Origin of the sequence: Methanohalophilus levihalophilus (genome assembly GCF_017874375.1) — an archaeon.
Taxonomy (GTDB): domain Archaea; phylum Halobacteriota; class Methanosarcinia; order Methanosarcinales; family Methanosarcinaceae; genus Methanohalophilus; species Methanohalophilus levihalophilus.
Map to the genome: position 1 here is coordinate 503,999 of NZ_JAGGLK010000003.1, position 23,272 is coordinate 527,270.

Below are 23,272 nucleotides of genomic sequence, written 5' to 3' on the forward strand. Positions count from 1 at the left end.
AATACGGCTGATAGCCGTATTACCTTGTAATAAGCATTTCTGCAGTTTCTGGTTTGTACTTCCAGTCTGCAGGCAGTACCTTGTTTGCCTGATAGTATTTTACAAGTCTGCGGATCTTAGCTTCTGTAAGGTGCAGTGCACGACCATTATGGACGTCCTTGTGATTCTTTGAAATGTGTTTCCTCATCCTGATTGCTTTGACAATGAGGTTGTAAAGGTCTTCAGGTACCCTTGGGGCAGTGTCATTTTCAGCCAAAATAGCTGTAATTTTCTTGCCGGTGGCAACTTTGACATCTGGCACGCCATAGTTGTCCCTGAGGATCATTCCAATTACACTTGTGGAATTTCCCTGCTTCCATAAGTCAAGAATGATATTTGTAATTTCATCGGCGTCGTACATGGACCAAGCTGGAGCTTCTGTGCGTCCAGGCCTTGTAGACCCTGAGTTACCCTTGCTGCGGGTGTGCATTTTTGCCATACAATTTACTCCTTAGATAATGATATTAATGCTATTTGATGGAACATGAATAGCTGTCCCAATGGCGAAGTGGAGCTAGTTATCCCAACATCGAATATATACTTTGTGCCCTTTTCCCATCTTGCTATTTTATCGTAAAATGAGCTCAAGAGCTTCGTCCAGAGTAGTTAAACCCTGCTCACCGGAAGCCATTTCCTTGAGTGTTACCTTCCCTGCTTCAACTTCCTTTTTACCTACAATCACAACATAATCCGCTTCTACGTTATTTGCATGGGATAACTGGTTGCGGAAATTCCTTTCCATAATGTCAAGATAAACTGGTACGTACTCTCTCAGTTTGGTTGCAATATCAATGGCTTCTATCCTTGTGTCATCTGTTGCTACAACCACAACACCGGGAATGGGTTTTGGTTCAAGGGTGCAAACTTCCATAATCCTGTCAAAACCTATTCCAAATCCGGTGGATGGAACGTCACCTCCGCCAAACAACTGAATGAGCTGGTAGGAACCTCCACCACAAACCTGATTCTGGGCTCCCAGGCCTTCGGCATATATCTCAAAAACCATTCCTGTGTAATAATCAAGTCCCCGTGCGATTCCAAAGTCAACTGAAAAATCTACTCCATATCCCTCAAGTAAATCAAGCAATAGTTCGAAACGATCAAGTTCAGGCAGGCTTCCGACAATTTCCCTCGCTTTTTCTATTGCATTTTCACCCGAAATACTCACCAGCTCGAAAAGTTGTTCGCGAAGCTCGGCTGTGGCATTTATTGATTCAAGGTAGTCATCGAGTCCCTTGTCATCCTTCTTATCCACAAATCTCATAATCCTGGTTTGTTCTTCCCCGTCCAGCTCTTGAAGGATATGGCGTATTACACCAAGATGCCCAACATGGATGTCTCCTTTTATACCTGCAGATTCTACCATTTTTTCTGCCAGGGCAATAACCTCTGCATCAGCATGAGGACTTTTGCTTCCGATAACTTCCACTCCGAATTGCCAGAATTCCCTGAATCTTCCTTTTTGGGGTCTCTCATATCGGAAACAGTTTTCAAAATAGAATAATTTTAGTGGCAATGGCCTTGACTGCATGCCGTTGACGTACATCCTCATGGCAGGCGCAGTCAATTCGGGGCGGAGTGATAAATCCCTGTCTCCCTTGTCTGTAAAATTATAGATTTCCCCTATTATTCCTTCACCGGATTTAAGAGTGAAAAGATCAAGATGCTCAAAAGTAGGAGTAATTATTTCATGGTAACCCCAATGAGTAACCACATTTCTCATTATACTTTCAACATGCCTTCTGTGAGCGGTTTCTTCCGGAAGGAAATCCCTTGTGCCTCTTGGTTTACTTATTTTCATTGTTGTGCACCTGAATAGGGGGCTTTTATTAGTGAATAATACAGGGTGGAACTATAAGCCAACTATATTTTATTGTTTCTATCCTGATATCTTGTTCCTCCTTCAGAACAAATTATGCATTGTTGGTTAAAAGGTATTCAAACGCAAAGTTTGACTCACTTGATCATTACCTATTTAAAAGTTAGAAGTAAATATAATTGTCAGTATGCCTTCTAAATCCTGTGAGCAGGTAATATATGGGAAGATTCTGTATGGAGAGGAATTATCGCTTCTTCAGGGTTATGTCTGTGTAAAAGATGGTGTGATCCATGAAGTGGTAGAAGAGCAAACCAACTCTGAAAATATCCTGATTCCCGGATTTGTTAATTCACATACTCATATAGGTGATTCAGTCTGCAAGGATCCATGTCTTGGGCAATGTGAAAATTTCGTTGTTAAACCTGATCTTGATACTCTTGTCAAGCCACCGGATGGCCTCAAACATCGCATTTTGTCCGAGACTTCTTTTGAACATCTCGTTTCCTCTATGCGTTTATCTATCCTGGATATGCTTGCTACCGGTACAACTGCTTTTGCAGACTTCCGGGAAAGCGGTGTCAATGGTGTTGCTGCCATAAAAGAAGCACTTGCGGATGTTAATATCCGGAGTCGCATTTTAGGCAGGCCATCTGGCTGCAATACATCTCCCGATGCACTGGAATCTGAAATTGCCATTTTGTTAAGTGAGGCTGACGGACTCGGGATGAGTGGGGCTAACGACATGGATATGGCTATTCTTGAACAGGCATCCTCGCTGGCCAGGAAAAAACACAAAATATTTGCAATACACGCAGCTGAGAAATCAAGAATTGATCTGGAAAATGCGCTTTCACTTGATCCTGGTTTGCTTATTCATTTGACACAGGCGGATAAAACAGATCTTAAAGCAGTGTCTTCAGCTTCAATTCCTGTTGCTGTATGCCCGAGATCAAATTTCATTACCGGTGTTGGAATGGCTCCAATACAGGATATGCTTTCTGAAGGAATCAGTGTTTCAGTTGGTACGGATAATGTTATGCTAAATTCTGTCAACATGTTCTCAGAAATGGAATTTCTCTCTAAAGTTTTTAAGTTAGACGATAGACAAGTATTTAAGATGTGTACACTTAATGGTGCTTCAAACCTGGGGTTTACTGATATAGGCCCTATAAAAGAAGGATTTGGCACTAATATTGTTGTGCTTAACGGGTCATCCAATAATCTTCAGGGGATACGGGATATTATTGGAGGTGTTGTCAGAAGGGCACGCCCGGATGATATTCTTTCAGTAATCAATTAAATATCATTTACATGCGAGTTGTCAGTGATGAGCAGTGAAATCTACAAGAAAATCCTGATTGCAACAGATGGTTCTGAGAAGAGCCGGAAAGCAATTAATTATGGTATTGAGCTTGCAAGGCTTAGCGAAGCAAAAGTATACGTGGCATATGTGGTTGATACTGCTTCCTTTGAATCTATCCCAATGGATGGAGGCTGGGAAATGATGTATGAACTCCTTGAAAAAGAAGGCAGTGAAATCACTGGAACTGTTTCTGACATGGTAAAGGAAAGTAATGTCGAGGTTGAAGCCCGAGTGCTTGAAGGACATCCAAGCCACGAGATAATTGAATTTGCAGAAAACAATGACATTGATTTAATTGTACTGGGTACTCATGGCAAGAGCGGATTTGATCGCTTCCTTCTTGGAAGTGTAGCTGAGAAAGTTACCAGAACTTCCAAAGTACCTGTCTTAGTTGTACGTGATTCACCTGTTGAAGACTAATAAATAACGGTTCAAGAGGTTCTTTATGCCTGAAAACACACTTATAAAAGACATCATGGTTACAGATGTAGCTTCTGTTACCCTGCCCGGTTCACGTGATGAAGTACTTGCGATGCTTAAAGAAAAGCAGGTATCCGGTGTTCCGGTGCTTAAGGATAACAAGCTTGTTGGTATTGTCAGCAGGAGTAATTTGCTTAGTAATCCTGAAGAAGAACAGCTTGCTCTTTTAATGACACGTGACCCGCAGGTTGTAAGTCCTGATGAGAATATCAAGGTAGCAGCCCGCATTCTTCTTGATGCTGGTTTCAGGCGTTTGCCAGTTGTTGATGATGGCCGTCTGGTCGGTATGATCACAGTAGCTGATATTGTACGAAGCATGGCCTCATTAAACATAGATGAGCCTATTAGCAACTATCTTGAAAGGCGTGGAACGGGACCTGTTTGGTCTGACACCCCCTTGCATGTTGTCGCTCGTCACATGGAACTTGCAAATGTAAAAGCAGTACCTGTTATTGATTCAGCGCTTGATCTTGTAGGTATTATATCAGATCGTGATATTATCAGTGCCAGTGTCATCGAAGATACATTGGAAGTTTCTGATCTTTCCGCTGGTTCTGACGATGATGAATGGACCTGGGAATCAATGCGTGACACACTTAGCATTTATTATAATGTCTCAAAAATAAAAGTACCTGAAATACCTGTTAGTGAAGTCATGGTCAAGGATATCATTGAAGCATCTAATAATATGAGTGTCAGTGAATGTGCCCTTAAGATGAAAAGAAATAACGTTGATCAGGTTCCCGTATTGAATGCAAATGGTGTATTCATTGGTTTACTTCGGGATCGCTATCTGTTGAAGGCATTACTCGAAAATTGATTTCAGGAAGGGTTCTTAATGGATCGCCCTTTCACTTTTATAAATGCTGCAATTTCCGCTGACGGCAAACTTTCAACCCGTGAGAGAAAACAAGTCCGGATATCCGGTGACGTGGATTTTGATCGGGTTGACGAGTTGCGGGCATCTTCCGATGGTGTGATGGTTGGAATAGGTACTGTTCTTACGGATGATCCGAGCCTGACTGTGAAGTCGGAAGAGCGCCGAAAATCCCGAAAAGCAAAGGGTTTGGATGAAAACCCTGCACGGATTGTGGTTGACAGCAAGGCCCGGATCCCGCTTGATGCAGATATTTTCCGCAAAGGTGAAGGATTACGGATAATTGCAGTTTCCAACGCTGCTCCATTTGAAAAAGTACAACTTTTGCGCCAGAAAGCTACTGTTATAATGGTCGGGGAAAGCAAAGTAAATCTGGTTTCCCTCATGTCTGTCCTGCAGGAAATGGGGATCAACAGGTTAATGGTTGAGGGTGGTGCCATCCTTAACTGGGGTCTGGTTAGCAATAATTTGGTGGATGAAATCTATACATTTATTGGCAATATTCTCATTGGTGGCTCCAATGCACCATCACTTATCGACGGAGATGGTTTTTCCGATACACAGCTTCCAAAACTTGAATTGTTCGATTCGGAAACTATTGGGGATGGAATTCTTCTGAAGTGGAAATTCAACTGATCTCTTTTTCTGAAGTATCGTTGATCCTCAACAACTATTTATCCCAGATTCGCAAACTTCACTATGTAATCTCTAAAAGAGATTCAGGGAGTGAGTATAAATGCCAGCAATAGTCGATAAAGACATTTGTACTGGGTGTGAATCATGTGTTGATTCCTGTCCGGTTGAAGCTATTTCAATGAAAGATAATCTCGCAGAAGTTGATCCTGATACATGTGTAGACTGTGGAGACTGTGTTGAGATATGTCCGGTTGAAGCGATTACTCTGGAATGAGTAAAGAAGGGGGAGATGGGCGTGTTCAAAGATGCACCTGCATTCAGTAGTTTTTCAGTTGACGATCTGGAAAAAGCGAAAGCATTCTATGGTGAAACACTTGGTCTTGAAGTTGCTGAAAACCCATACATGGGACTGACAATTAACCTTGCAGGAGGTATGAAAATTTATGTCTATCCTAAAGAGGATCATCAGCCTGCAACATTTACTGTTTTAAACTTCTCAGTTGAAGATATAGATAAAGCGGTAGATGAACTGAAAACTCGTGGCGTCGTATTTGAGCAGTATGAGGGCGAGATGCAGACAGATGAAAAAGGAATTGCTCGCAGCGGTTCCAAAGAAATGCCGGACATTGCCTGGTTCAGGGATCCTGCAGGCAACTTCCTGTCAGTTTCGAACGGTACACTATAATCATAAAATGTCCTGCTGCCTTGTTTTTGTCGTTACATCCGAGGCAGCGGTAATTTTGATTTTCATGATGTGTTTAGATGAGATAACAAAAAGAGGGGGTAAATTTGTGCGGTTTTGTGCAAAACCCCCATAACATTTATATTGATATACTTCTCATTTCTCTTTGGAGTAGTTTGAAGTGGAACGCAAAACATGGTTAATTCCCTTATTCCTTACAGTGCTGGTAGTTGCCTTTTCAGGTTGCAACGTTTTTCCTCAGAGTGTTTTTCCACAATACGGAAATGACTCCTCTTCAGCTGTGATTCTGGAAGATATCAGCTCAAAATTGCAGGAAAAGCCTGTTCTGATTACATTTGGTTCTGAATCATGTGGGGCATGCCAGCAACAGGATACTGTGCTAGAGTACCTTGAGAAAATGTATGATGGCTCTGTCTATTTCGTACACATTGATGTTGATGACCATCCTCGCCTTGCAGGCACTTTTGGAGTATATGCAATTCCCGATACTAGCGTGATAGTAGCGGAAGAAAATGGTCAATATGTCTATATGGATTACTACGGCAATGTAAGCTCTGAGAGAAGTGCTTCTAGCAGATTCGGTCCATCAGGTGTTGACACTCTTTCCCGTGTTCTTGATATGTCTGTGGATTACAGGAATAACACTTCTATTAGTCTGGAAAATCCTTAAGGGGTAATCTGATGGTGGATGTAACTCCTTTTGCAGTTTTTTTCGCAGGAATTGTGAGTATAGTATCACCTTGTGTGTTACCTCTCTTGCCAGTAATTCTGGCAAATTCTGCGGAGTCGGGAAAGTTTCGACCACTTGCGCTTGTGGCTGGTCTTGGAGTGACATTCATTGCAATGGGCTTGATTACTTCTGCTTTTGGATCGGTTTTGCAAACCTATATTCCATTCTTGAAAATAGTTGCAGGACTTTTGATCATGGCTCTTGGAGTTTTAATGATTACAAATTTCGAACTATTTGCCGTTGCATCCCGTCTTTCTTCTTATCTTCCCACCAGAGAAAAAGGAATTATTGGAGGATTCCTTTTAGGTATGTCTCTTGGAATACTCTGGATTCCCTGTATAGGACCAATTCTGGGAGCAGTTCTTGCCACGGTTGCTCTTGAAGCAGATGCCCTCTACGGAATTCAAATGCTTCTGATTTATTATCTGGGATTTGCGATCCCAATGTTGGCAATTGCCTACTCAACACATTTTGCACTTGGAATGAAAAAAATAGGAAAATATCATGCACCAATAAGAAAAATATCAGGAGGGGTACTTATTGCAGCAGGTGCATGGATGCTGCTTGATGGTCCCCTGCTTTTAATTTAATCGCAAAGATCTTTTTCGTTTGCAATTGCAATAATTTCATTAACTGAAGCAACTGCCATCGGGGTTCCTCCGCGTGTTCCCTCGCAGGTTACTGATGGAACGTCAAGTTTGCGGATTTCTTCCTTTGATTCTGCAGCGTTTACAAATCCTACGGGAGTTCCAACAATAAGAGCCGGGCGGATGCCGTGTTCAATCATCCTGCAGACTGCCAAAGCTGCAGATGGAGCATTTCCAATAGCTACAATGCTTCCTTCAAGGCGATCTCTTGCCATCAGGAATCCTGCAGCAGTACGGGTAATTCCATACTTGTGTGCAACTTCTGCATCCTTGTCTTCATCGAGTACACAGATAATGGGGCAGTTGTGTCCCTTCTTTGTAATTCCGGCTTTCACCATGTTGATATCGACAAAAATCGGGGCTCCATTGCGAATTGCTTCAACTCCTGCATCAACAGGGTTGTTGTTGAATCTCATGATGTCGGCAACTTCTGGATCGCCTGTGGAAATCATACAGCGCATTCTTATGCGGCCTTCTGGGGAAGTATCACCAACAACTTCCTCAGCAATCCTGCGGCTGGTCATGTAGATTGCCTTTGCCTCATCAGTTCGGGCACCTGAATCCTTGCAGGCATCAATAAGTTCCGGCTTGATCTCAGTCGTAAATTCAATGAGGTCTTCAAGATCAGGTTGCTTTTTTGCATCAGTAGTCATACTTATTTTGATACCCCCTTGGAGTGATAATTCTTTCGATGCCGTCCTGCTCCCAAATTCTGGAGTTTTTGGTTGAAACAAGGATCATAGTCCTCATGTCTACCCAGTCATCATAGTCCAGAACCTCTCCAAGTCTTGTGACCTTGAATTCCTGTGAGTCACCACGGAGTGCATTCTTGACAAGTCCTACTGGAGCAGATCCATCCCTGTGCTGACTGATTATCTCAATAGCTCTTCTGAAGTTTGAATTTCTCTGGCGGCTCTTTGGGTTGTATAGTGCAATAATAAAGTCAGCTTCAGAGGCTGCTTTGAGCCTTTTCTCAATGAGTTCCCACGGGGTAAGAAGGTCACTGAGGCTGATGACTGCAAAGTCGTTTACAATAGGTGCGCCGAGAACACTTGCACCTGCTGTAATTGCTGTAACTCCCGGAAGTACTTCGATGTCGACATCGAGATCCTGATGTTCAGCTACTTCGAGCACAAGTCCTGCCATACCGTAAACGTTTGCATCTCCGCCGCTGACCATTGCAACAACATTTTCTGTGGCAAGTTCCACAGCTTTCTTTGCCCGGTCAACTTCCTTGCCCATGTGGCTGCGGATGATTTCCTGTCCGTCAAGCAGGCTCTTGATCTGATCAAGGTAGGTTCCGTTACCGACGACATAATCTGAGTTAAGTACTGCATCCCTTGCAGCTACTGTCATCTGTTCTACAGAACCAGGTCCAATTCCGATAATGTATAATTTACCTTTATTTTGCGATTGCAATTGTAACCCTTCCGTATGCTTTTTTCTTCATTATAAGTTCTTTATCATCCGATAGTATGATTGCACTAGGCTCTGCCACGCCCTTGAGACCAAACCTGCTGGCCTGGGATGCTGAAGGTACGTCACAGCTGTTTACTTCATCATGGGATATGAAATGAATTGGAATTCCAAGTATTTCAGAAGCTTCAATAAGTCCTTTTTCATCCTTTTTTATATTTGCGGAAGCCAGTGCATTTACGTCAGTCAAAGTAGCTCCGATTTCCTTGAGAGCTGTTTCAATTGCTTCTATTACTTCGCTTGCATCCACGCCGCGACGTGCTCCAACTCCGACAATCATTTTTTTTCCCTTTGCTCTGCATCTTCTGCTTTTAGCACAGACACATCATTGTCTACAATAACAATTTTAGGTCCTTTAAGCCTGAGAACTTCCACATCCTGATCAAGGAGTGCGCAGTTCACGTCAAGTGTAGATTCCTTGTTGACGATGTCACAACCAAGTTTCCTGGCGATTCCTTCCACGGAATTGCGTCCATGAACTTCTGTTGCAGTCGTCACTACTGGTATGGGGCCGATTTCCGCAATTTTCCTGACAAGCTCATTGGCACCATGATGCCCGCCAAGAAGCGGGATTGCAAAATTAAGTGCAGAATCAACGACTACAACAGCCGGATCTTCCCACTTGTTGTTTAAAAGGGGTGCTATGTCCCGAACTACAATTCCTGTTGCAAACATAGCGACAATGCCACTATATTTGGCAAACACTTCTTCGAAAATACCTTTCTTGTAGATCAGGATCTCAGCATCTATGTGTGAAGCAACCTTTTTAGCATTTTCAAGGTTGCGTTCAAACGTAATTACAGCGGTTCCTGTGGAACTCCGTATAGGTGTGACCTCCTGTAATTCTTCGGGTCGACAACACCACCGATAATGATCATAGCGGATCTCTGGATTCCGGCATCCTTGACTTTCTGTGCAATATCAGCCACGGTACCGTATATCACAGTTTCATCTTCCCAGGAAGCATGGAAGACAACAGCTACAGGTGTATCTTTTGGACATTGGACTGTTTCCATGATGGTCTCGATTTTCTGGGTTCCAAGGAAAATGGCCATTGTCTGTCCATGGGCTGAAAGCTCTTTTATCCAATCCTTATCAAGGGTTTTGCCGGCTGGACGGGTGATTATGAGGGAGTCGGAAACTCCATTAAGAGTCAACTGAGTATCGAGTGCAGCAGCAACTGCAAAGACTGAAGATACTCCGGGGACTCTTTCTACTCCGATATCGTATTTTTTCAGTTCTTCCATCTGTTCGATAACTGAACCGTACAATGAAGGATCTCCACTGTGCAACCTTACGACTTTTTTACCCTCGTTGATAGCATCGGCCATTATCTTTGTAATCTCGTCAAGGGTAAGTCCATAACTGTCGATTTTCTCTCCATTTGAATAGTTGAGAACTTCCGGGTTTACCAGTGAACCGGCATAAACTACAAGGTCTGCTTCTTCAAGCTTTTCTTTCCCGAGAAGGGTTATGAGTTTAGGGTTTCCGGGTCCTGCTCCTACAAAAGTAATTGTCTTATCCATGAATATCCTTCCCGATTATTCTTTGCTGGCACATACAATGCTGAAATAATTTCCTTTTTCGGGGAAATTCTCAATTCCATAAATGATATTTTCCTTTTCAGAGAACAGTCTCTCTGCAAATATGAAGTCAGTGTATCCTTCCTTGCTGAAATTTTCTGCAATTTCCTTTGGGGATTTTGCCTTGAGTCTGATTGCGGTCTTTTTATCAGATCCGTCTGTGACTTCAAAGCTGGAATCAACTTCTGATCCTGTTCTTGAAGCAAAGGATGTAATGGAACTGATTCCGGGTACTGTTGCAGTTTCAACATCAGGATAGTACTTCTTCATAACACGCTTTAAATGTGTGAAAGTGGAAAAGAAATTTGGATCCCCGATAAGGCCGAAAACAACGTCTCCTTTAAGGGCTTCATCTGCGAGAAGCTCTGCATTCTTTTTCCATACTTCATTTAATACATCATAATCAGTAAGCATGGGGAAATCCAGTATTTCTGCTTCCACATAAGGTTTAACAAGTTCTTCGGCCATTTTGCCTGGAACATATACCTTGTCGCTGTTTTTGAGTAATTCCACTGCTCTTAAAGTAAGAAGATCCGGGGCTCCGGGCCCAAGTCCGACACCTATCAACATTTCTCATCACCGTTCTCGATATGATTTCTTCCAACAAGTATAAACACAGGATTTTCAGGTTTTAGCATAGTTTCCCCTGTAATGGGATAACTGCGTGAAATTGATACGTTTACCAGCTCTTCAAAAACACCAAGTTCTTTCATTTTTTCCATTGCATGAACAACAGTCTCGATCCTTACGGCATTAATAACAAAAGCCTTTGCCTTCTTTTCAACAAGAGCTTCGAGTATTGAATCAATATTTTTTGTTCCGCCAACAAATGCATAGTCTATTGTTTCATCTTCGGGAATTCCTTTAAGGGCAGCAGATGATTCTCCGTGAATCAGTTTTGCTCCTTCAATCTTGAAGTTTTCAAAATTCTGTTTGGCAACTTCAATTGCCTTTTCCCGTGCATCAATAGCTGTTACGCGTAAGTTTCTTGCTATTTTTGACGCTTCAATGGATACAGCTCCGGTCCCACATCCAACATCATAGAAATTGCAACCGTCTCTCAAGTTAAGTTTAGATAATGAGACTGCAATGATCTCAGGCTTTGTCGGGCCGCCGCTTATATGTAATAGTTCTGGCATCGTTTTCCCAAGTAAACTTTATTGGAGTTAATTAGATATAGCAGGTACATAATAACGTTGCTACATAAAAGGTTGTTGTAAATGATGGCTGATACATTTCCTAAACATTTATTAATTCTCGGGACAGCATCCCATGTTGGCAAAAGTGCAATAGTTACAGGCCTTTGCCGGATCTTTTCTGAAAAATACACAGTTGCTCCCTTTAAAGCCCAGAACATGAGCCTGAATTCCTGGATCACAAAGGATGGTAAAGAGATAGGTATTGCGCAGGCTATCCAGGCCATGGCAGCACGTGTGGAACCGACTGCAGATATGAATCCTGTTCTGCTTAAACCAAAAGGTGACCGGGTGTCTCAGGTCATTGTGCTTGGTGAACCATTTGCCGATAAAAGTGCTGGCGCTTATTATGATTCCATCGATGAGATGCATGAAATCCTGCAGGGATCACTTGACAGGCTTGGGGATAAATATGAGCTTGTAATCATGGAAGGTGCCGGTGGGGCCGCAGAGATCAACCTTTATGATCGTGATATTGTGAATATAGGTTCAGCACGCCTCACAAATGCTCCTATAGTTCTTGTTGGTGACATTGAAAGAGGAGGTGTTTTTGCAAGTTTGTACGGTACAGTTGCATTGCTTCCTGAAGATGTCAAAAAGCAGGTTAAAGGCTTTATAATAAACAAGTTCCGTGGTGACGAAGCAATACTCCAACCCGGAATTGAAGAACTTGAAAAAATAACCGGCATTCCTGTATTAGGTGTTTTTCCATATTCCAAACTTGGCATTCCTTCAGAGGATTCAGTTTCCATCGATGACAAAACGGCAAGTTCTGAAAAACTCTATGACGTGGACATTGCTATTATAAGACTTCCTCGCATTTCCAATTTCACTGATTTTGAACCGCTGGAAAGGGTTGCAAACGTCAGGTATGTAGACCTTGATGAAAAGCTTGGAACTCCGGACGCAGTAATTATACCGGGTACCAAAAACACAATTAGCGATCTTTTGGATCTGCAGTCAAGCGGTATGTCAGCACAAATCAAAGCCCTTCATGGCAAAGCTCCAGTAATTGGAATCTGTGGAGGCTACCAGATGCTTGGTAATAATATCAAGGATGCTGGTATTGAAGGCGATAAAGATGCTGTCTATGAAGGATTAGGTCTGCTTGACATCGAGACGGTCTTTGGTGAATATCGTAAGACAACTGTGCAGGTAACAAAAGAAGTCAATTGTGGCAGTCCTCTCTTTGATTCAATTTGTGGTGAAGATGTCCACGGTTATGAAATCCATATGGGTGAATCAAGCTCCAGCTCTCCTCTATTTGGTGACGATGGCTGTATAGGTAGCGATGGTACTGTTATTGGGACTTATCTTCATGGTTTGTTTGCAAACAGGAATGTCAGAAAAGCATTCATATCCTATATCCTGAGCAAAAAAGGGCTTGAGTTTGAAGAGGAAGATATGGAATCAGATCCTTATGAGGATCTGGCTGATATACTGCGTACTCACCTTGATATGGAAAAAGTCTACGATCTCCTTTCTCTGGAGCCACGGTAACAAGTATTTCGCAATATTCTTTTATTTAATGCTTGTATAGTTGATACTCTCTTTAATTATCGGTTGTGATATGCAGCTGACCACAATAAATATCACATCCTAAAATAAAATAATCATCAAAATAATATGCCTATAAGGTAAAAGAATAGTCTATGAAATTTTTAAATACGTATTCTCATACTTACTAATAGGTGTGCTTGCATGGATGTTCTCAAAATATACGATGATGTACAGAAGGATGTACAGGCTATCTATAGATCGAGATTACAGGTTCAGATACTTCTTTCTCTTTCAGCAAAAGGTCAATCACTTAGCGATTTAAGGGATGTCACTGGCAGCACTTCTCAGGCATTACTTCCCAAAATCAGAGTTCTTGAAGCAAACAAATTAATTGAATCAATCGAACATGAATACAGGTTGACTCCACTTGGAAGAATTATTGCTTCTAAAGTCTCTGATTCTGTAAAAACGATGGGTACTGTACTTAAGCATAAAGAATTCTTTTATACTCATCATCTTTCCGGAATACCGGATGAACTTCTCAAAGACATCGGACTTCTCTATAATTCAGAGGTAGTCAGTGATACGAACGTAGAGATTTTCAATGTCTATAACAATTATTTAAAAATGGTGAAAGAAGCAGGGGAGATATATGGTGTTTCTGCAATCATGAGTAGTGGCCATGCAGATTCACTTGCTGCCAGAATACTTGATGGTATACCTGTAGAGTTAATTGTAACTGCTGATGTGTTGGGTGAACTTGGCCAGCAGGTCTATGCTGAACAGATAAACAGTTTGCTCCAAAATGAAAACTTCAAGATTTTTGTGGTGCAGGAACAAATAAAGCTTGGGTTTACAGTAACTGATAAACGCTTATCTATAGGTCTGTATAAGGATGATGGTATTACCTACGATTCGACCATGGATCTTTTTAGTTTTGATGATGTTGCCATCCAGTGGGGTAAAAGACTATTCGAATACTACCGCTCAAGAGCAGAAGAATTTAAAGGTTATTAATCCAGTTAGCAGATAACTTTTCCGTTTAACATGCAGGTGGAATGTTTACTTTTTTTTAAAATTAGATCTGCAACAGTGTTGAGAAGTTCCTTTGGATTAATAGGTTTTGTAAGATATGCATTAGCCCCGGCATTCATTCCATTTCGCTTGTCAGACGTATCAGTAAGTGCGGAAAATATCATAATTGGAATAGTTCTGGTTAAATTATCATTTTTAAGAAGTTTGCAGGCTTCCAAACCATTTAGATCTGGCATCATGACATCAAGAATTATTAGATCAGGGTTGTTTTCCTTTGCTTTTTTCAACCCCTCTGTAGCATTCAGAGCTCCGATTGTGGAATAATCATCTTCCAGGAATATTTCAAGCAATTCCACGACATCTGGTTCATCGTCTACGACCAATATCAAAGGCTTGTCTTCTGAAATCATAATACCTGCATCCGGCGTTTTTGAAAAGATTCTGAGAGTTGCAAGGGACCACGCAACTCTCAGGATTATATTGTCCTCATTCATGTACTATAATTTGAAAACTATACATATATTCTTATGAGTAATGTTAATCGATCCGATTAATCTTCTTCATAGGAACTAACGTTAATCCCTTTGACTCATTATTACATTATGGGAGAATATAAACAGTATTCAGGAAATGGAAGTACAGTAGTAAAACAAATTTTTGATTTTTTGATCTTCAGTTCGATATATCTGGCTTTTGCAGGAGTTGCAATGGCGTATATATCATGTGTGCTACAGGGTCTGGCAATCACCTGGGAACCCCTTGCAATTATGTTCCTTGTAACCTATGCGGTTTATAATATTGACAGGAAAGCGGACGAAGAGGAAGATTCGATAAATCACTCTGAAAGATTCATGTTCACTTCGAAGTATTCCAAATTCCTTTTTGTTTCTTCCGTTATGGCCTATTTGCTTGCATTTGTAATTGCAGGGTTTTACGGTTGGGAGGCAGTTGTTGTAACTTCTATTCCCCTTGTAAGCGGTTTGCTTTACAGCTTCGCATGGCTTCCTAAAGGATTCAGATACAGAAGACTTAAGGAAATCCCTTCGGTTAAAAATCTTGTAATCGCCTTTGCATGGGCTTTCACACCCGGACTTCTTCCGGCATTGATTTATGATGTACAATACAGTATCGGTGTATTAATTGCTCTGTGCTATTTCTTCCTTTTAGTGTTTATCAACACTGTTGTTTTTGATATGAGGGATATTGAAGGTGATAGCCTCTCGGGTATAGATACAATTCCTGTCTTAATGGGTGCAGAAAAGACTCGCATGATGCTAATTGCATTAACAATAATTTTTGGTGTTGGAATGCTATTCTTCGGTGTTTCAAGTCTCAGCATCCCCGCATTAGTAGTTCTGGTTGTTGGAATCTTCTATGCTCTTACTTATGTGCTCTTTTCAGACCGGATTGGTCAGACAAATGCTATCTGTGATGTCATGGCCGATGGGCAATTTATAATACTTGGATGCGTTCTGCTTGCATTTACCTTAACCATTGGTGCATAATCACTCATTTCCCTGAATAGGAATTGTGAAAGTGAACCTGCTTCCTTTTTCAGGTTCGCTTTCCACCCATATTTTACCACCATGCATTTCCACGAATTTTTTGACAAGCGCAAGTCCAAGACCGGTTCCCTGATATTTTCTTGAAGATGCCGAATCCAGTTGTTTGAAAGGCTGGAATAACTCTTTGGCATCTTCTTTACTAATTCCGATACCCGTGTCAAAAACTGTGATGATCGTATTTTTGGATGACTGATGGACTTCAACGCCTACTTTTCCATCATTCGGGGTGAACTTAACTGCATTACTTAGCAGATTGTACAGAATTTGCTTAATTTTTAATCTGTCACCATATATACTGACATCATTTTCAGGGTAGGTAAAAGAAACTTCAATGCCTTTTTTCATAGCAATAGGCTCAATTGTATTCTTTAATTCATCCAATACATTATCCAGAACAAATATCCCTGCATGAAGCTCCATTTTCCCGGCTTCTATCTTTGAGAGATCAAGAATGTCATTAATAATACTCAGTAAATGCTTCCCACTGCTTGATATGTTTCCTGTGTAGCGGGATTGCTTGTTTGTCAATTTACCAAAAGTTCCATCCAGCATGAGATCTGAAAATCCAATAATCGAATTAAGTGGTGTTCGGAGTTCATGACTCATATTGGCAAGGAATTCGGATTTAGTACGGCTTGCCGATTCCGCAATCATTTTTGCCTCCAGCAAGGCCATTTCAGCTTTCTTTTGTCCACTAATATCAACAATGACTCCCTGCAGGTAATCCACATTCCCATTTTCATCAAATATTGTTGTCATGTGTTCGGCGACCCATAGTTTTTCACCGTTTTTCTTTTTGATCTCGTATTCATCAAGACAGCCGCCGGTTTCAATAGCCTTTGCAACATCTTCAGGAAGCATTATGTCAGCAAAATTGATTTTCCCGGACAGGAAATCGTCTTTGGTATATCCAATATTTGTTACATTTTCAGAGACAAATTTAACCGGCCATCCGGGCTTGTCTTCCCATTCAAAAACAATCACTGGACTGGTTTGTATGACTTTTTCCAACCTCTCCCTGGAGGTATCCGCTTTTTGTAATTTGTCCAGAATCTCGTTTAGCCTCTTTGGTATTTTCTCAAAATCTACAGCAACATCAGTTCTGGCTCTCTTGGAGAGATTTCCAGCTGCAGATTCATCTGAAATAGAGTCAAAATCTGATATTATCCGGGTTATGGGTTTACTTATAGATCTTGCTATCAGGAATCCGATGCTGCTCATGAGGACCACTGCAAGCGTTGAAATTGCCATAAGTTGTAACCTGAGTATCTGCACTCCGGCCAGCATTTCATCTTTTGGAACTACTAGGACAAAGGCAAGATTCCCTGTTTTGACAGGTTCATAAAACATAATGACTTCCTTGCCTGTAGTTGGATCCAAGGTTTCTATATTTCCTTCCACATTGTTGAGAATGTCCTCTGCCATTGCGGCGATTGCAGGATCACCAAAATCATTGAGGGACTTTTTCCCTATCCATTCTTTTTCACTTGGATGGGACATGATAATCCCTGAGCTACTTGTCACAAAAGCATAACCTGTATCAAAAATTTGTATTTGGTTAATATCCTCATCAATGTAATTCAGTGAGACATCAGTTCCACCTATCCCGATAAACTCATCATTCCGGATGATGGGAGTTACATAACTGACTATCAACTCTTCCTGATACAGGTATGGTTCAGTGATTACATCGGATTTGGTATTTTTTGGTATCTGGTAATAGTCGAGTGTGTCATAATCAAGCAAGGGCTCAAGATGCAGGGGGCCGCCAATTTTCGTCCAGTATGGAATAAAACGGCCTGTAGAATCATGCCCGAATGTATTGGCATATAACTCGTCCTTTCCATCGAAAGCATCGGGTTCAAAGGCAACGTAAGTGCCTGTTAAATTGGGATTTTCAATCATCAGGCGCTTTAGAATGGCGTTGACCTCATCCCTGTCACCGGATTCATATTCGACCATGGAATTGGCAATTGTCCGGCCGATTGCATGATAGCTTTGCATATCCCCGTTAAAGTGGTTTGCGTAACGTTTGGCCGTCTCAATTGATTGACTGTATGCAAGATTTTCTTCCTGTGCAGTAACGGTTGAAGTGATTACGGACGTCGTAAAAATCATCACGATGGAAATGCCCAAAACAATCAAAAGAAGGATCTTGGTTTCAAGCGTAACGTTTTTCCACTTTGGGATTTCCATGAAATCACCCTTTTTTTCGGGACAATGCCGGGATGCAAAGTAAGACAAAATATGTTTACATTGTATATATAATTTAACATAAAATAATCTAAAGACTATTTTATTACACTTTCAAAAATCGATGTGCTATTGCATCAACACATCTTCAATTGATTTAGATGATTATTTTGACTCAATCAATTTTCTTGTAAGTAAGTTGAGGCTTTGTCACAAGAGATTTTATGTGCAACGCCTTCTGCGGCGAAACCTATAAATACATTGTTTTTAATTGTACATTAATGTACAAAAATGAACATTAAGTTGTGGTTATTATGAAGCAATATTTGCAGAAAATTACAAACAATGAGTCTCTTTCGGAGGATGAGGCTTACAAAGCGATGCAGTGTATTTTCACAGAAGCTTCTGATGCTCAGATAGGAGCGTTCCTTGCAGCTTTAAATGTCAAAGGTATAACTGCGGAAGAACTTACAGGATTTGCAAGAGCAATGCTTGGCAATGCCAATGTCATCCATCCTGAAGTAAACGGTTATCTTGTGGACACCTGTGGCAGTGGCGGAGATAGGCATAACACAATTAATATTTCCACAGCTGCAGCAATTGTAACGGCAGCTGCCGGTATTCCGGTTGCAAAGCACGGAAACCGCTCAGTTACTTCACTTTCGGGTAGTGCTGATGTGCTTGAAGCACTGGGTGTAAAAGTTGATTGCACACCTGAAGACGTTTGCTCAACAATAGAAAACATAGATATTGGCTTCATGTTTGCTCCCATGTTTCATCCTGCAATGAAAAGGGTGGGTGGTGTGCGTAAGGATCTTGGGGTAAAAACCGTCTTCAATCTTCTGGGTCCTATAGTTAATCCAACTGAAGCACCTGCTCAGGTTGTCGGTGTCTATGACAGGAAATATTGCAAACCTGTGGCAGAGGCATTGAGACGGCTGGGTAAATCGCGAGCCCTTGTAGTAAATGGAGATGGAATGGATGAAATTTCAACTCTCTCTGAGACATGTGTTGTTGAACTGAAAGATGATGTCGTATCATCATACATAATCACTCCTGAAGATCTTGGTATTCCAAGAGCAACAGCAAATGACATTGTCGGTGGTACTCCTGAAGAAAATGCAGACGATATAATGCGCATCCTGAATGGTGAAAAAGGGCCAAAAAGGGATATTGTTGTTGCAAATGCTGCCGCTTCGATTTATCTTGGCAGGAATGACATCTCAATGCGTGAAGCGGTAACAATTGCTGAAGAAGCTATCGACAGTGGAAAAGCACTGGAAAAGCTTGAACAGCTTATTGATCTTACAAACAAGGAGGCCTAATCTTCATGCACCCTGAAATCAGGGTCAAGATTTGTGGCATGAGGTATGCCGAGGATGTAGAGATTGCAGTAGCCTGCGGTGCAGATTCGGTAGGATTTATTACTGAAGTTCCGGTGAATACCCCAAGGAATCTCGATATACTACGTGCTTCTGAACTAATCGGCCTGGTTCCTGAGTCAATATAGTCTGTGATTGTAATGATGCCATCTTCAACAGAACATGCACTTGGTATGATAGAGACTGCAATGCCGGATTGTGTTCAGGTTCATTCGACTGTGGAAGCAACAATACTTCACAGCATTCGCAGTTACTCAGATGTGCAGCTGCATCAGGTATTCCCGCTTCCGGAACAGGCAACTATGGACCACGCAGTGGATATTATTAATAAAGTGAATTTGCTGATTGACGCAGATCTCGTAGACGGGATTGTTCTTGATACCGGTTCAGCAAATGGCGGTGGGAGTGGCAAGGTGCATGACTGGAATATAAGTCGGGAAATTGTTGGTGAACTGGATTTGCCTGTAATAGTTGCAGGTGGTTTAACTCCTGAAAATGTTGCATCCTGCGTGGAACAGATATCTCCATATGGTGTTGACGTGTCTTCAGGCGTTGAAAAAGATGGGCATAAAGACGAATCATTAGTATGCGAATTTATTGAAAATGCAAGGTGTAGTTTATGTTGAATTTAGATTTCAGCAGGGATGAATTCATCGATCTTATTCGGGGTCAGTCCGGGCCATGCATGGTCCAGCTTATGGCTGAGATTCCTGCGAATTGTACTCCTCTGCAACTTTACAGCCTGATACATGACAACCCATTTACCTACCTCCTTGAATCTGTGGAAAAAGAGAGCAGACACGCACGTTTTTCCTTCATTGGTGCAAATCCCGAATTTGTACTTTCCGTTTCTGGGAAGAGTGTATCAATTGATTATCCATACAGGAACGCTTTTGTGACAGAATCAGTTGAAGGTCTCAAGAATGTGTGCGAGTCCTATAATGAAAAGGAAAAGAGTTTCACAGGAACAATAAAAAATAGCTTTAATCCCCTTGATGCAATTCGCTCTTCATTTGTAACATCACGTAACATTCCTCTCCTGAATGAGAAAGGATTTGGTAAACAGACTTTCCTTGGAGGTGCAATTGGCTATCTTGGTTATGATTTGATCTATGAGTGCCTGCTTGATCAGTCAATGCCTTTTGATTCGAAAATGCCGGATGCACGCCTGATGTTTTGTCAGGAAACGTTCCTTTTTGATCACATGGAAGACAAAATATATCTTGTTTTTTCACCATTCATGCGGTCCGAAGATGACCCTGCTGAAATATATGATGGCATTCTTGCAAGAGCATCGGAAATGCAGGATGTTCTGACCAAAGCTTCAGATATTCAGTTGCAACCTATAGGTGAAGATTCGAATGCAAAACTGGTTGGTTGCAGTATGGATCAGGAACTGTTTGAAGATGCGGTACGTAAATCAAAGGAGCATGTGTTTGACGGGGATATTTTTCAGGTTGTAATATCCCGAAAATGTGAAGTCGCTTCAGAGGACTCTTCCTTCCAGCTGTACAGGAAACTCAGGGATATCAATCCCAGTCCGTACATGTATATCCTCGATCTTGACGATGTAGGAATAATAGGTGCAAGCCCTGAAACTCTCATGAGTATTCACAAGAGGCAGGTTTCCACAAATCCCATTGCAGGAACCTGTAAGAGGGGGCAGAACGAGGAAGAAGATCTTTCCTGTGCTTCTGCTATGTTAAACGATGAAAAAGAAAAAGCAGAACATATCATGCTGGTAGATCTTTCTCGAAATGATGTAAGAAGAGTTGCAAAGGGTGGCACTGTAGAAGTCGAGGATTTCATGAAAGTTGTCCGATATTCCCATGTCCAGCATATTGAAAGCACGGTTGTGGGCGATCTCAGGCCTGAATGTGACCAGTTTGATGCATTTGTTGCCTTGATGCCTGCAGGAACCCTTTCCGGAGCTCCAAAGGTCCGTGCCATGGAAATAATTCGTGATATTGAAAGTGCACCAAGAGGCGCTTATGGAGGTGGAGTGGGCTATTTCTCATGGAATGGTGATCTGGATTTTGCAATTACTATAAGGACAATTGTGAAACAGGGAAATAAACTTAGTATACAGGCAGGGGCAGGAATAGTTGCTGATTCAGATCCTGCATCAGAGTACAGGGAAACCGAAAACAAAATGGCAGCCATGCTCAGGGCGGTAGGTGTAACTGATGGGAATTAATGTAGTTTTTATCGATAATCGTGATTCATTCGTCTGGAACCTTGTGGATGCCTTTTCGATACTAGGGGTGGAAACAAAAGTGGTTCCAAACACAGTCACAGTTGAAGAGATTAGAAGCCTTTCACCGGATGCCATCGTAGTATCTCCAGGTCCCGGGAGACCTGACAATTCCAGGGATATAGGCAATTGTCTTGAAGTTATCCGGGAATTTGCACCGAAAGTTCCGATTTTGGGCGTTTGTCTCGGACATCAGGCAATCAATGAAACATTTGGAGGCCACACTTCCAGAGCACAATGTGGTCCCATCCACGGAAAAACATCCGAAGTTTACCATAAAGAGTCTGCATTATTTGACGGTGTCCCAAGCCCTTTTACAGGTGGAAGGTATCACTCCCTTGCAATTTCTGCGCTTGCTCCCCCTCTGGAAGTCATTGCAGAAACTCCTGATGGTACAATCATGGCTGTGAAACACAAGGATTACCTTACATTTGGTGTCCAGTTTCATCCGGAATCGGTTCTCATGGAAGAAGGCCTGAAAATCATCGAAAATTTCATATCAATTGCCCAATCCGGGCACAACCCTTAAAGGTCTGATTGATTTATTTCCAGAATATGTTTATTGCTCTTACAGGCACTCCCGGTACCGGCAAGACGTCAGTTACTGATGTTCTTGAAAATAGCTATGGTTACCGGGTGATCCATCTAAACGATGTCATAAAGAGCGAACGTCTTTTTGAAGAAGTGGATGAAGACAGGGATTGCGTACTTGCGGAGATGGATATGATAGCCAACTATCTGGAAGGGCAGTCTTCAGACAAGGATATTATAATAGTAGATAGCCATCTGTCGCATCATTTCGCACAGCAATGCATTGTCTTAAGAACAGCACCTTCTGATCTAAGAACACGTCTGCTTTCCCGTGGCTATAGAGATCGTAAAGTCGAAGAGAACGTGGAAGCCGAATGTCTTGATGTCATTCTGGTTGAAGCGGTTGAGATGTGCGAAGATGTCTTTGAGGTAGAAACTACGGGGAGACATTCAACTGATGTAGCAAAGGATATTCACGGGATTGTAACTGCAATTTCTTCAGGTTCTTCTCCTGATTCAAGGTTTTCTCCGGGATCCTTCAACTGGATTGAGGAGATCCTCTGAAAAATCCTATGTTATCCTTATGGATCACATGCATAATTCAAAAAGTACTCTTTATATCCAGTAATTCTCTATCAAGGGATTGGGGCTTACAAGAGGTTTAACCCGCATTTCGAAGTCGGATATAGCGGATACAATCCGGCTTCGGTGGATTCCAGATATCTAAAAAAGCTGAAAAGTCTCTTTTATGCATCGCTGCGTGAAATATTTCGCAGGCGTTCAACACCGTCAATTTCGTCAATAACATCAACAACAGGGCCGGGAACAAGTTTTCTCCAGTCTTCTCCCTCAAGCATCAGCTTGCGAATTTCTGTTCCTGAATATTTCTGGCGGTGGAACATTGGTGGAGTTCGTGTTTCTATTCCAGCTTCTTCGAATAGCTGGAGTATAAGGGGATTGTTAGAATAAACCACATCAAAAGGTGGTGTTCTGGAAGTAACATATGATACCCAGACAGAGTTCTGCTGGATATCATCGATTGGAACTGCATAATGAAGTATATCCGTATCCTCGAGGGAGTGCCGAATCATCATTATGCGTTCGCCAGCGGTAAAAGGATCGGCAACTTCATGGCTTCTTTGGGCGCTTCCTATTCCGATAATAAGCTCATCAAATTCTTTTTCTATATTATTGATGACGGAATAGTGGCCGTTGTGAAACGGTTGGAATCGCCCGATATAGAAAGCCCTTTTTAGTTGCATA

The 23,272-nt window shown here is 41.8% G+C and carries 29 protein-coding genes; 17 read left to right on the forward strand and 12 right to left on the reverse strand.

Going from position 1 to position 23,272, the window contains the following annotated elements; translation table 11 throughout:
* Positions 1 to 19 precede the first annotated feature (19 nt).
* Together J2755_RS09960 and hisS are read right to left on the reverse strand one after the other, a co-directional pair.
* A complete protein-coding gene (locus tag J2755_RS09960) occupies positions 20 to 478 on the reverse strand; it encodes a 30S ribosomal protein S15 (RefSeq protein ID WP_209682880.1) in 459 nt (152 codons plus the stop codon).
* A gap of 129 nt (positions 479 to 607) precedes the next feature.
* The gene (hisS, locus tag J2755_RS09965; protein WP_209682883.1) at positions 608 to 1,840 is read right to left on the reverse strand and encodes a histidine--tRNA ligase; all 1,233 of its coding nucleotides are present in this window, start codon (positions 1,838 to 1,840) and stop codon (positions 608 to 610) included.
* A gap of 205 nt (positions 1,841 to 2,045) precedes the next feature.
* On the opposite strand from hisS, the gene J2755_RS09970 reads away from it, so the two are divergent.
* The 8 genes from J2755_RS09970 (at position 2,046) to J2755_RS10005 (ending at position 7,237) form a co-directional block, all read left to right on the forward strand.
* Entirely contained in the window at positions 2,046 to 3,158 is a 1,113-nt protein-coding gene (locus J2755_RS09970; protein WP_209682886.1) for an amidohydrolase family protein, read from the forward strand.
* 27 nt (positions 3,159 to 3,185) lie between these two features.
* Entirely contained in the window at positions 3,186 to 3,641 is a 456-nt protein-coding gene (locus tag J2755_RS09975; RefSeq protein WP_209682889.1) for a universal stress protein, read from the forward strand.
* 25 nt (positions 3,642 to 3,666) lie between these two features.
* Entirely contained in the window at positions 3,667 to 4,521 is an 855-nt protein-coding gene (locus J2755_RS09980) for a CBS domain-containing protein (protein ID WP_209682905.1), read from the forward strand.
* Positions 4,522 to 4,539: 18 nt separating this feature from the next.
* The gene (locus J2755_RS09985) at positions 4,540 to 5,214 is read left to right on the forward strand and encodes a 2,5-diamino-6-(ribosylamino)-4(3H)-pyrimidinone 5'-phosphate reductase (RefSeq protein ID WP_209682908.1); all 675 of its coding nucleotides are present in this window, start codon (positions 4,540 to 4,542) and stop codon (positions 5,212 to 5,214) included.
* Between the two features lie 100 nt (positions 5,215 to 5,314).
* Positions 5,315 to 5,488 carry an indolepyruvate ferredoxin oxidoreductase subunit alpha gene (locus tag J2755_RS09990; protein WP_209682912.1) on the forward strand — a complete coding sequence of 58 codons (174 nt, stop codon included), beginning with the start codon at positions 5,315 to 5,317 and terminating at the stop codon, positions 5,486 to 5,488.
* A 21-nt stretch (positions 5,489 to 5,509) separates the two neighbouring features.
* Positions 5,510 to 5,899, forward strand: a complete 390-nt coding sequence (locus J2755_RS09995; protein WP_209682914.1) for a VOC family protein — start codon at positions 5,510 to 5,512, stop codon at positions 5,897 to 5,899.
* Between the two features lie 178 nt (positions 5,900 to 6,077).
* Positions 6,078 to 6,587, forward strand: a complete 510-nt coding sequence (locus J2755_RS10000) for a thioredoxin family protein (RefSeq protein ID WP_209682917.1) — start codon at positions 6,078 to 6,080, stop codon at positions 6,585 to 6,587.
* Positions 6,588 to 6,598: 11 nt separating this feature from the next.
* Entirely contained in the window at positions 6,599 to 7,237 is a 639-nt protein-coding gene (locus J2755_RS10005) for a cytochrome c biogenesis CcdA family protein (RefSeq protein WP_209682922.1), read from the forward strand.
* Here the strand turns inward: J2755_RS10005 and J2755_RS10010 are convergent.
* The 7 genes from J2755_RS10010 to cbiT form a co-directional block, all read right to left on the reverse strand.
* Positions 7,234 to 7,947 (reverse strand): precorrin-8X methylmutase, encoded by a 714-nt coding sequence (locus J2755_RS10010; protein WP_209682928.1) that lies wholly within the window; start codon positions 7,945 to 7,947, stop codon positions 7,234 to 7,236. The genes J2755_RS10005 and J2755_RS10010 overlap by 4 nt on opposite strands.
* Positions 7,937 to 8,713: a precorrin-3B C(17)-methyltransferase gene (gene cobJ, locus J2755_RS10015; protein ID WP_209682930.1), complete on the reverse strand. Its 777-nt coding sequence runs from the start codon at positions 8,711 to 8,713 to the stop codon at positions 7,937 to 7,939. Before cobJ ends, J2755_RS10010 begins: the two co-directional genes overlap by 11 nt.
* Positions 8,697 to 9,050, reverse strand: coding sequence for a cobalamin biosynthesis protein (locus J2755_RS10020; RefSeq protein ID WP_209682933.1), 354 nt, complete (start codon positions 9,048 to 9,050; stop codon positions 8,697 to 8,699). Before J2755_RS10020 ends, cobJ begins: the two co-directional genes overlap by 17 nt.
* Positions 9,047 to 9,475: a cobalamin biosynthesis protein CbiG gene (locus J2755_RS10025; RefSeq protein WP_342591077.1), complete on the reverse strand. Its 429-nt coding sequence runs from the start codon at positions 9,473 to 9,475 to the stop codon at positions 9,047 to 9,049. Before J2755_RS10025 ends, J2755_RS10020 begins: the two co-directional genes overlap by 4 nt.
* Before the next feature lie 92 nt (positions 9,476 to 9,567).
* Positions 9,568 to 10,296, reverse strand: coding sequence for a cobalt-precorrin-4/precorrin-4 C(11)-methyltransferase (locus J2755_RS10030; RefSeq protein ID WP_209682936.1), 729 nt, complete (start codon positions 10,294 to 10,296; stop codon positions 9,568 to 9,570).
* A gap of 15 nt (positions 10,297 to 10,311) precedes the next feature.
* The gene (locus J2755_RS10035) at positions 10,312 to 10,923 is read right to left on the reverse strand and encodes a cobalt-factor II C(20)-methyltransferase (RefSeq protein ID WP_209682940.1); all 612 of its coding nucleotides are present in this window, start codon (positions 10,921 to 10,923) and stop codon (positions 10,312 to 10,314) included.
* On the reverse strand, positions 10,917 to 11,492 hold the full coding sequence (gene cbiT, locus J2755_RS10040) for a precorrin-6Y C5,15-methyltransferase (decarboxylating) subunit CbiT (protein ID WP_209682944.1): 576 nt from the start codon (positions 11,490 to 11,492) through the stop codon (positions 10,917 to 10,919). The genes J2755_RS10035 and cbiT overlap by 7 nt, the downstream gene beginning before the upstream one ends.
* An 81-nt stretch (positions 11,493 to 11,573) precedes the next feature.
* Between cbiT and J2755_RS10045 the strand changes: the two genes are divergently transcribed.
* Positions 11,574 to 13,049, forward strand: coding sequence for a cobyric acid synthase (locus J2755_RS10045; protein ID WP_209682948.1), 1,476 nt, complete (start codon positions 11,574 to 11,576; stop codon positions 13,047 to 13,049).
* 201 nt (positions 13,050 to 13,250) lie between these two features.
* Positions 13,251 to 14,066: a helix-turn-helix transcriptional regulator gene (locus J2755_RS10050; RefSeq protein ID WP_209682952.1), complete on the forward strand. Its 816-nt coding sequence runs from the start codon at positions 13,251 to 13,253 to the stop codon at positions 14,064 to 14,066.
* A 5-nt stretch (positions 14,067 to 14,071) separates the two neighbouring features.
* Here J2755_RS10050 and J2755_RS10055 read toward each other — a convergent pair whose 3' ends face one another.
* Complete coding sequence (locus tag J2755_RS10055) at positions 14,072 to 14,578, reverse strand: response regulator transcription factor (protein ID WP_209682955.1); 507 nt, start codon at positions 14,576 to 14,578, stop codon at positions 14,072 to 14,074.
* Positions 14,579 to 14,791: 213 nt separating this feature from the next.
* On the opposite strand from J2755_RS10055, the gene J2755_RS10060 reads away from it, so the two are divergent.
* Positions 14,792 to 15,589: a UbiA family prenyltransferase gene (locus J2755_RS10060; RefSeq protein ID WP_209682959.1), complete on the forward strand. Its 798-nt coding sequence runs from the start codon at positions 14,792 to 14,794 to the stop codon at positions 15,587 to 15,589.
* Here the strand turns inward: J2755_RS10060 and J2755_RS10065 are convergent, their stop codons facing one another.
* Positions 15,590 to 17,845 (reverse strand): ATP-binding protein, encoded by a 2,256-nt coding sequence (locus J2755_RS10065; protein ID WP_209682963.1) that lies wholly within the window; start codon positions 17,843 to 17,845, stop codon positions 15,590 to 15,592.
* A gap of 311 nt (positions 17,846 to 18,156) precedes the next feature.
* On the opposite strand from J2755_RS10065, the gene trpD reads away from it, so the two are divergent.
* From trpD to J2755_RS10095, 6 genes are read left to right on the forward strand one after another with little or no spacing between them, the layout of a single operon-like run.
* Positions 18,157 to 19,167 (forward strand): anthranilate phosphoribosyltransferase, encoded by a 1,011-nt coding sequence (trpD, locus tag J2755_RS10070; protein ID WP_209682966.1) that lies wholly within the window; start codon positions 18,157 to 18,159, stop codon positions 19,165 to 19,167.
* Between the two features lie 5 nt (positions 19,168 to 19,172).
* Positions 19,173 to 19,352 (forward strand): hypothetical protein, encoded by a 180-nt coding sequence (locus tag J2755_RS10075; protein WP_209682969.1) that lies wholly within the window; start codon positions 19,173 to 19,175, stop codon positions 19,350 to 19,352.
* A 12-nt stretch (positions 19,353 to 19,364) separates the two neighbouring features.
* The gene (locus tag J2755_RS10080; protein WP_209682972.1) at positions 19,365 to 19,850 is read left to right on the forward strand and encodes a phosphoribosylanthranilate isomerase; all 486 of its coding nucleotides are present in this window, start codon (positions 19,365 to 19,367) and stop codon (positions 19,848 to 19,850) included.
* Positions 19,844 to 21,421, forward strand: a complete 1,578-nt coding sequence (trpE, locus tag J2755_RS10085; RefSeq protein ID WP_209682976.1) for an anthranilate synthase component I — start codon at positions 19,844 to 19,846, stop codon at positions 21,419 to 21,421. Before J2755_RS10080 ends, trpE begins: the two co-directional genes overlap by 7 nt.
* A complete protein-coding gene (locus J2755_RS10090) occupies positions 21,411 to 22,007 on the forward strand; it encodes an anthranilate synthase component II (RefSeq protein ID WP_245312897.1) in 597 nt (198 codons plus the stop codon). Before trpE ends, J2755_RS10090 begins: the two co-directional genes overlap by 11 nt.
* A 26-nt stretch (positions 22,008 to 22,033) precedes the next feature.
* Positions 22,034 to 22,573, forward strand: coding sequence for an adenylate kinase family protein (locus J2755_RS10095; RefSeq protein WP_209682979.1), 540 nt, complete (start codon positions 22,034 to 22,036; stop codon positions 22,571 to 22,573).
* 182 nt (positions 22,574 to 22,755) lie between these two features.
* Here the strand turns inward: J2755_RS10095 and J2755_RS10100 are convergent, their stop codons facing one another.
* Positions 22,756 to 23,271: a nicotinamide-nucleotide adenylyltransferase gene (locus J2755_RS10100; protein WP_209682982.1), complete on the reverse strand. Its 516-nt coding sequence runs from the start codon at positions 23,269 to 23,271 to the stop codon at positions 22,756 to 22,758.
* Position 23,272 lies beyond the last annotated feature (1 nt).

Coding starts and splice junctions, on each gene's coding strand:
- J2755_RS10075 (WP_209682969.1), top strand. CDS start 19,173: ATGCACCCTGAAATCAGGGTCAAGATTTGTGGCATGAGGTATGCCGAG.
- J2755_RS10060 (WP_209682959.1), top strand. CDS start 14,792: ATGGCGTATATATCATGTGTGCTACAGGGTCTGGCAATCACCTGGGAA.
- J2755_RS10030 (WP_209682936.1), bottom strand. CDS start 10,296: ATGGATAAGACAATTACTTTTGTAGGAGCAGGACCCGGAAACCCTAAA.
- J2755_RS09990 (WP_209682912.1), top strand. CDS start 5,315: ATGCCAGCAATAGTCGATAAAGACATTTGTACTGGGTGTGAATCATGT.
- J2755_RS10095 (WP_209682979.1), top strand. CDS start 22,034: ATGTTTATTGCTCTTACAGGCACTCCCGGTACCGGCAAGACGTCAGTT.
- hisS (WP_209682883.1), bottom strand. CDS start 1,840: ATGAAAATAAGTAAACCAAGAGGCACAAGGGATTTCCTTCCGGAAGAA.
- J2755_RS10045 (WP_209682948.1), top strand. CDS start 11,574: ATGATGGCTGATACATTTCCTAAACATTTATTAATTCTCGGGACAGCA.
- J2755_RS09975 (WP_209682889.1), top strand. CDS start 3,186: ATGAGCAGTGAAATCTACAAGAAAATCCTGATTGCAACAGATGGTTCT.
- cbiT (WP_209682944.1), bottom strand. CDS start 11,492: ATGCCAGAACTATTACATATAAGCGGCGGCCCGACAAAGCCTGAGATC.
- J2755_RS10080 (WP_209682972.1), top strand. CDS start 19,365: ATGATGCCATCTTCAACAGAACATGCACTTGGTATGATAGAGACTGCA.
- trpD (WP_209682966.1), top strand. CDS start 18,157: ATGAAGCAATATTTGCAGAAAATTACAAACAATGAGTCTCTTTCGGAG.
- J2755_RS09970 (WP_209682886.1), top strand. CDS start 2,046: ATGCCTTCTAAATCCTGTGAGCAGGTAATATATGGGAAGATTCTGTAT.
- J2755_RS09980 (WP_209682905.1), top strand. CDS start 3,667: ATGCCTGAAAACACACTTATAAAAGACATCATGGTTACAGATGTAGCT.
- J2755_RS10090 (WP_245312897.1), top strand. CDS start 21,411: ATGGGAATTAATGTAGTTTTTATCGATAATCGTGATTCATTCGTCTGG.
- J2755_RS09960 (WP_209682880.1), bottom strand. CDS start 478: ATGGCAAAAATGCACACCCGCAGCAAGGGTAACTCAGGGTCTACAAGG.
- trpE (WP_209682976.1), top strand. CDS start 19,844: ATGTTGAATTTAGATTTCAGCAGGGATGAATTCATCGATCTTATTCGG.
- J2755_RS10065 (WP_209682963.1), bottom strand. CDS start 17,845: ATGGAAATCCCAAAGTGGAAAAACGTTACGCTTGAAACCAAGATCCTT.
- J2755_RS10010 (WP_209682928.1), bottom strand. CDS start 7,947: ATGACTACTGATGCAAAAAAGCAACCTGATCTTGAAGACCTCATTGAA.
- J2755_RS10035 (WP_209682940.1), bottom strand. CDS start 10,923: ATGTTGATAGGTGTCGGACTTGGGCCCGGAGCCCCGGATCTTCTTACT.
- J2755_RS10055 (WP_209682955.1), bottom strand. CDS start 14,578: ATGAATGAGGACAATATAATCCTGAGAGTTGCGTGGTCCCTTGCAACT.
- J2755_RS10005 (WP_209682922.1), top strand. CDS start 6,599: ATGGTGGATGTAACTCCTTTTGCAGTTTTTTTCGCAGGAATTGTGAGT.
- J2755_RS10050 (WP_209682952.1), top strand. CDS start 13,251: ATGGATGTTCTCAAAATATACGATGATGTACAGAAGGATGTACAGGCT.
- J2755_RS10020 (WP_209682933.1), bottom strand. CDS start 9,050: ATGATTGTCGGAGTTGGAGCACGTCGCGGCGTGGATGCAAGCGAAGTA.
- J2755_RS09985 (WP_209682908.1), top strand. CDS start 4,540: ATGGATCGCCCTTTCACTTTTATAAATGCTGCAATTTCCGCTGACGGC.
- J2755_RS10100 (WP_209682982.1), bottom strand. CDS start 23,271: ATGCAACTAAAAAGGGCTTTCTATATCGGGCGATTCCAACCGTTTCAC.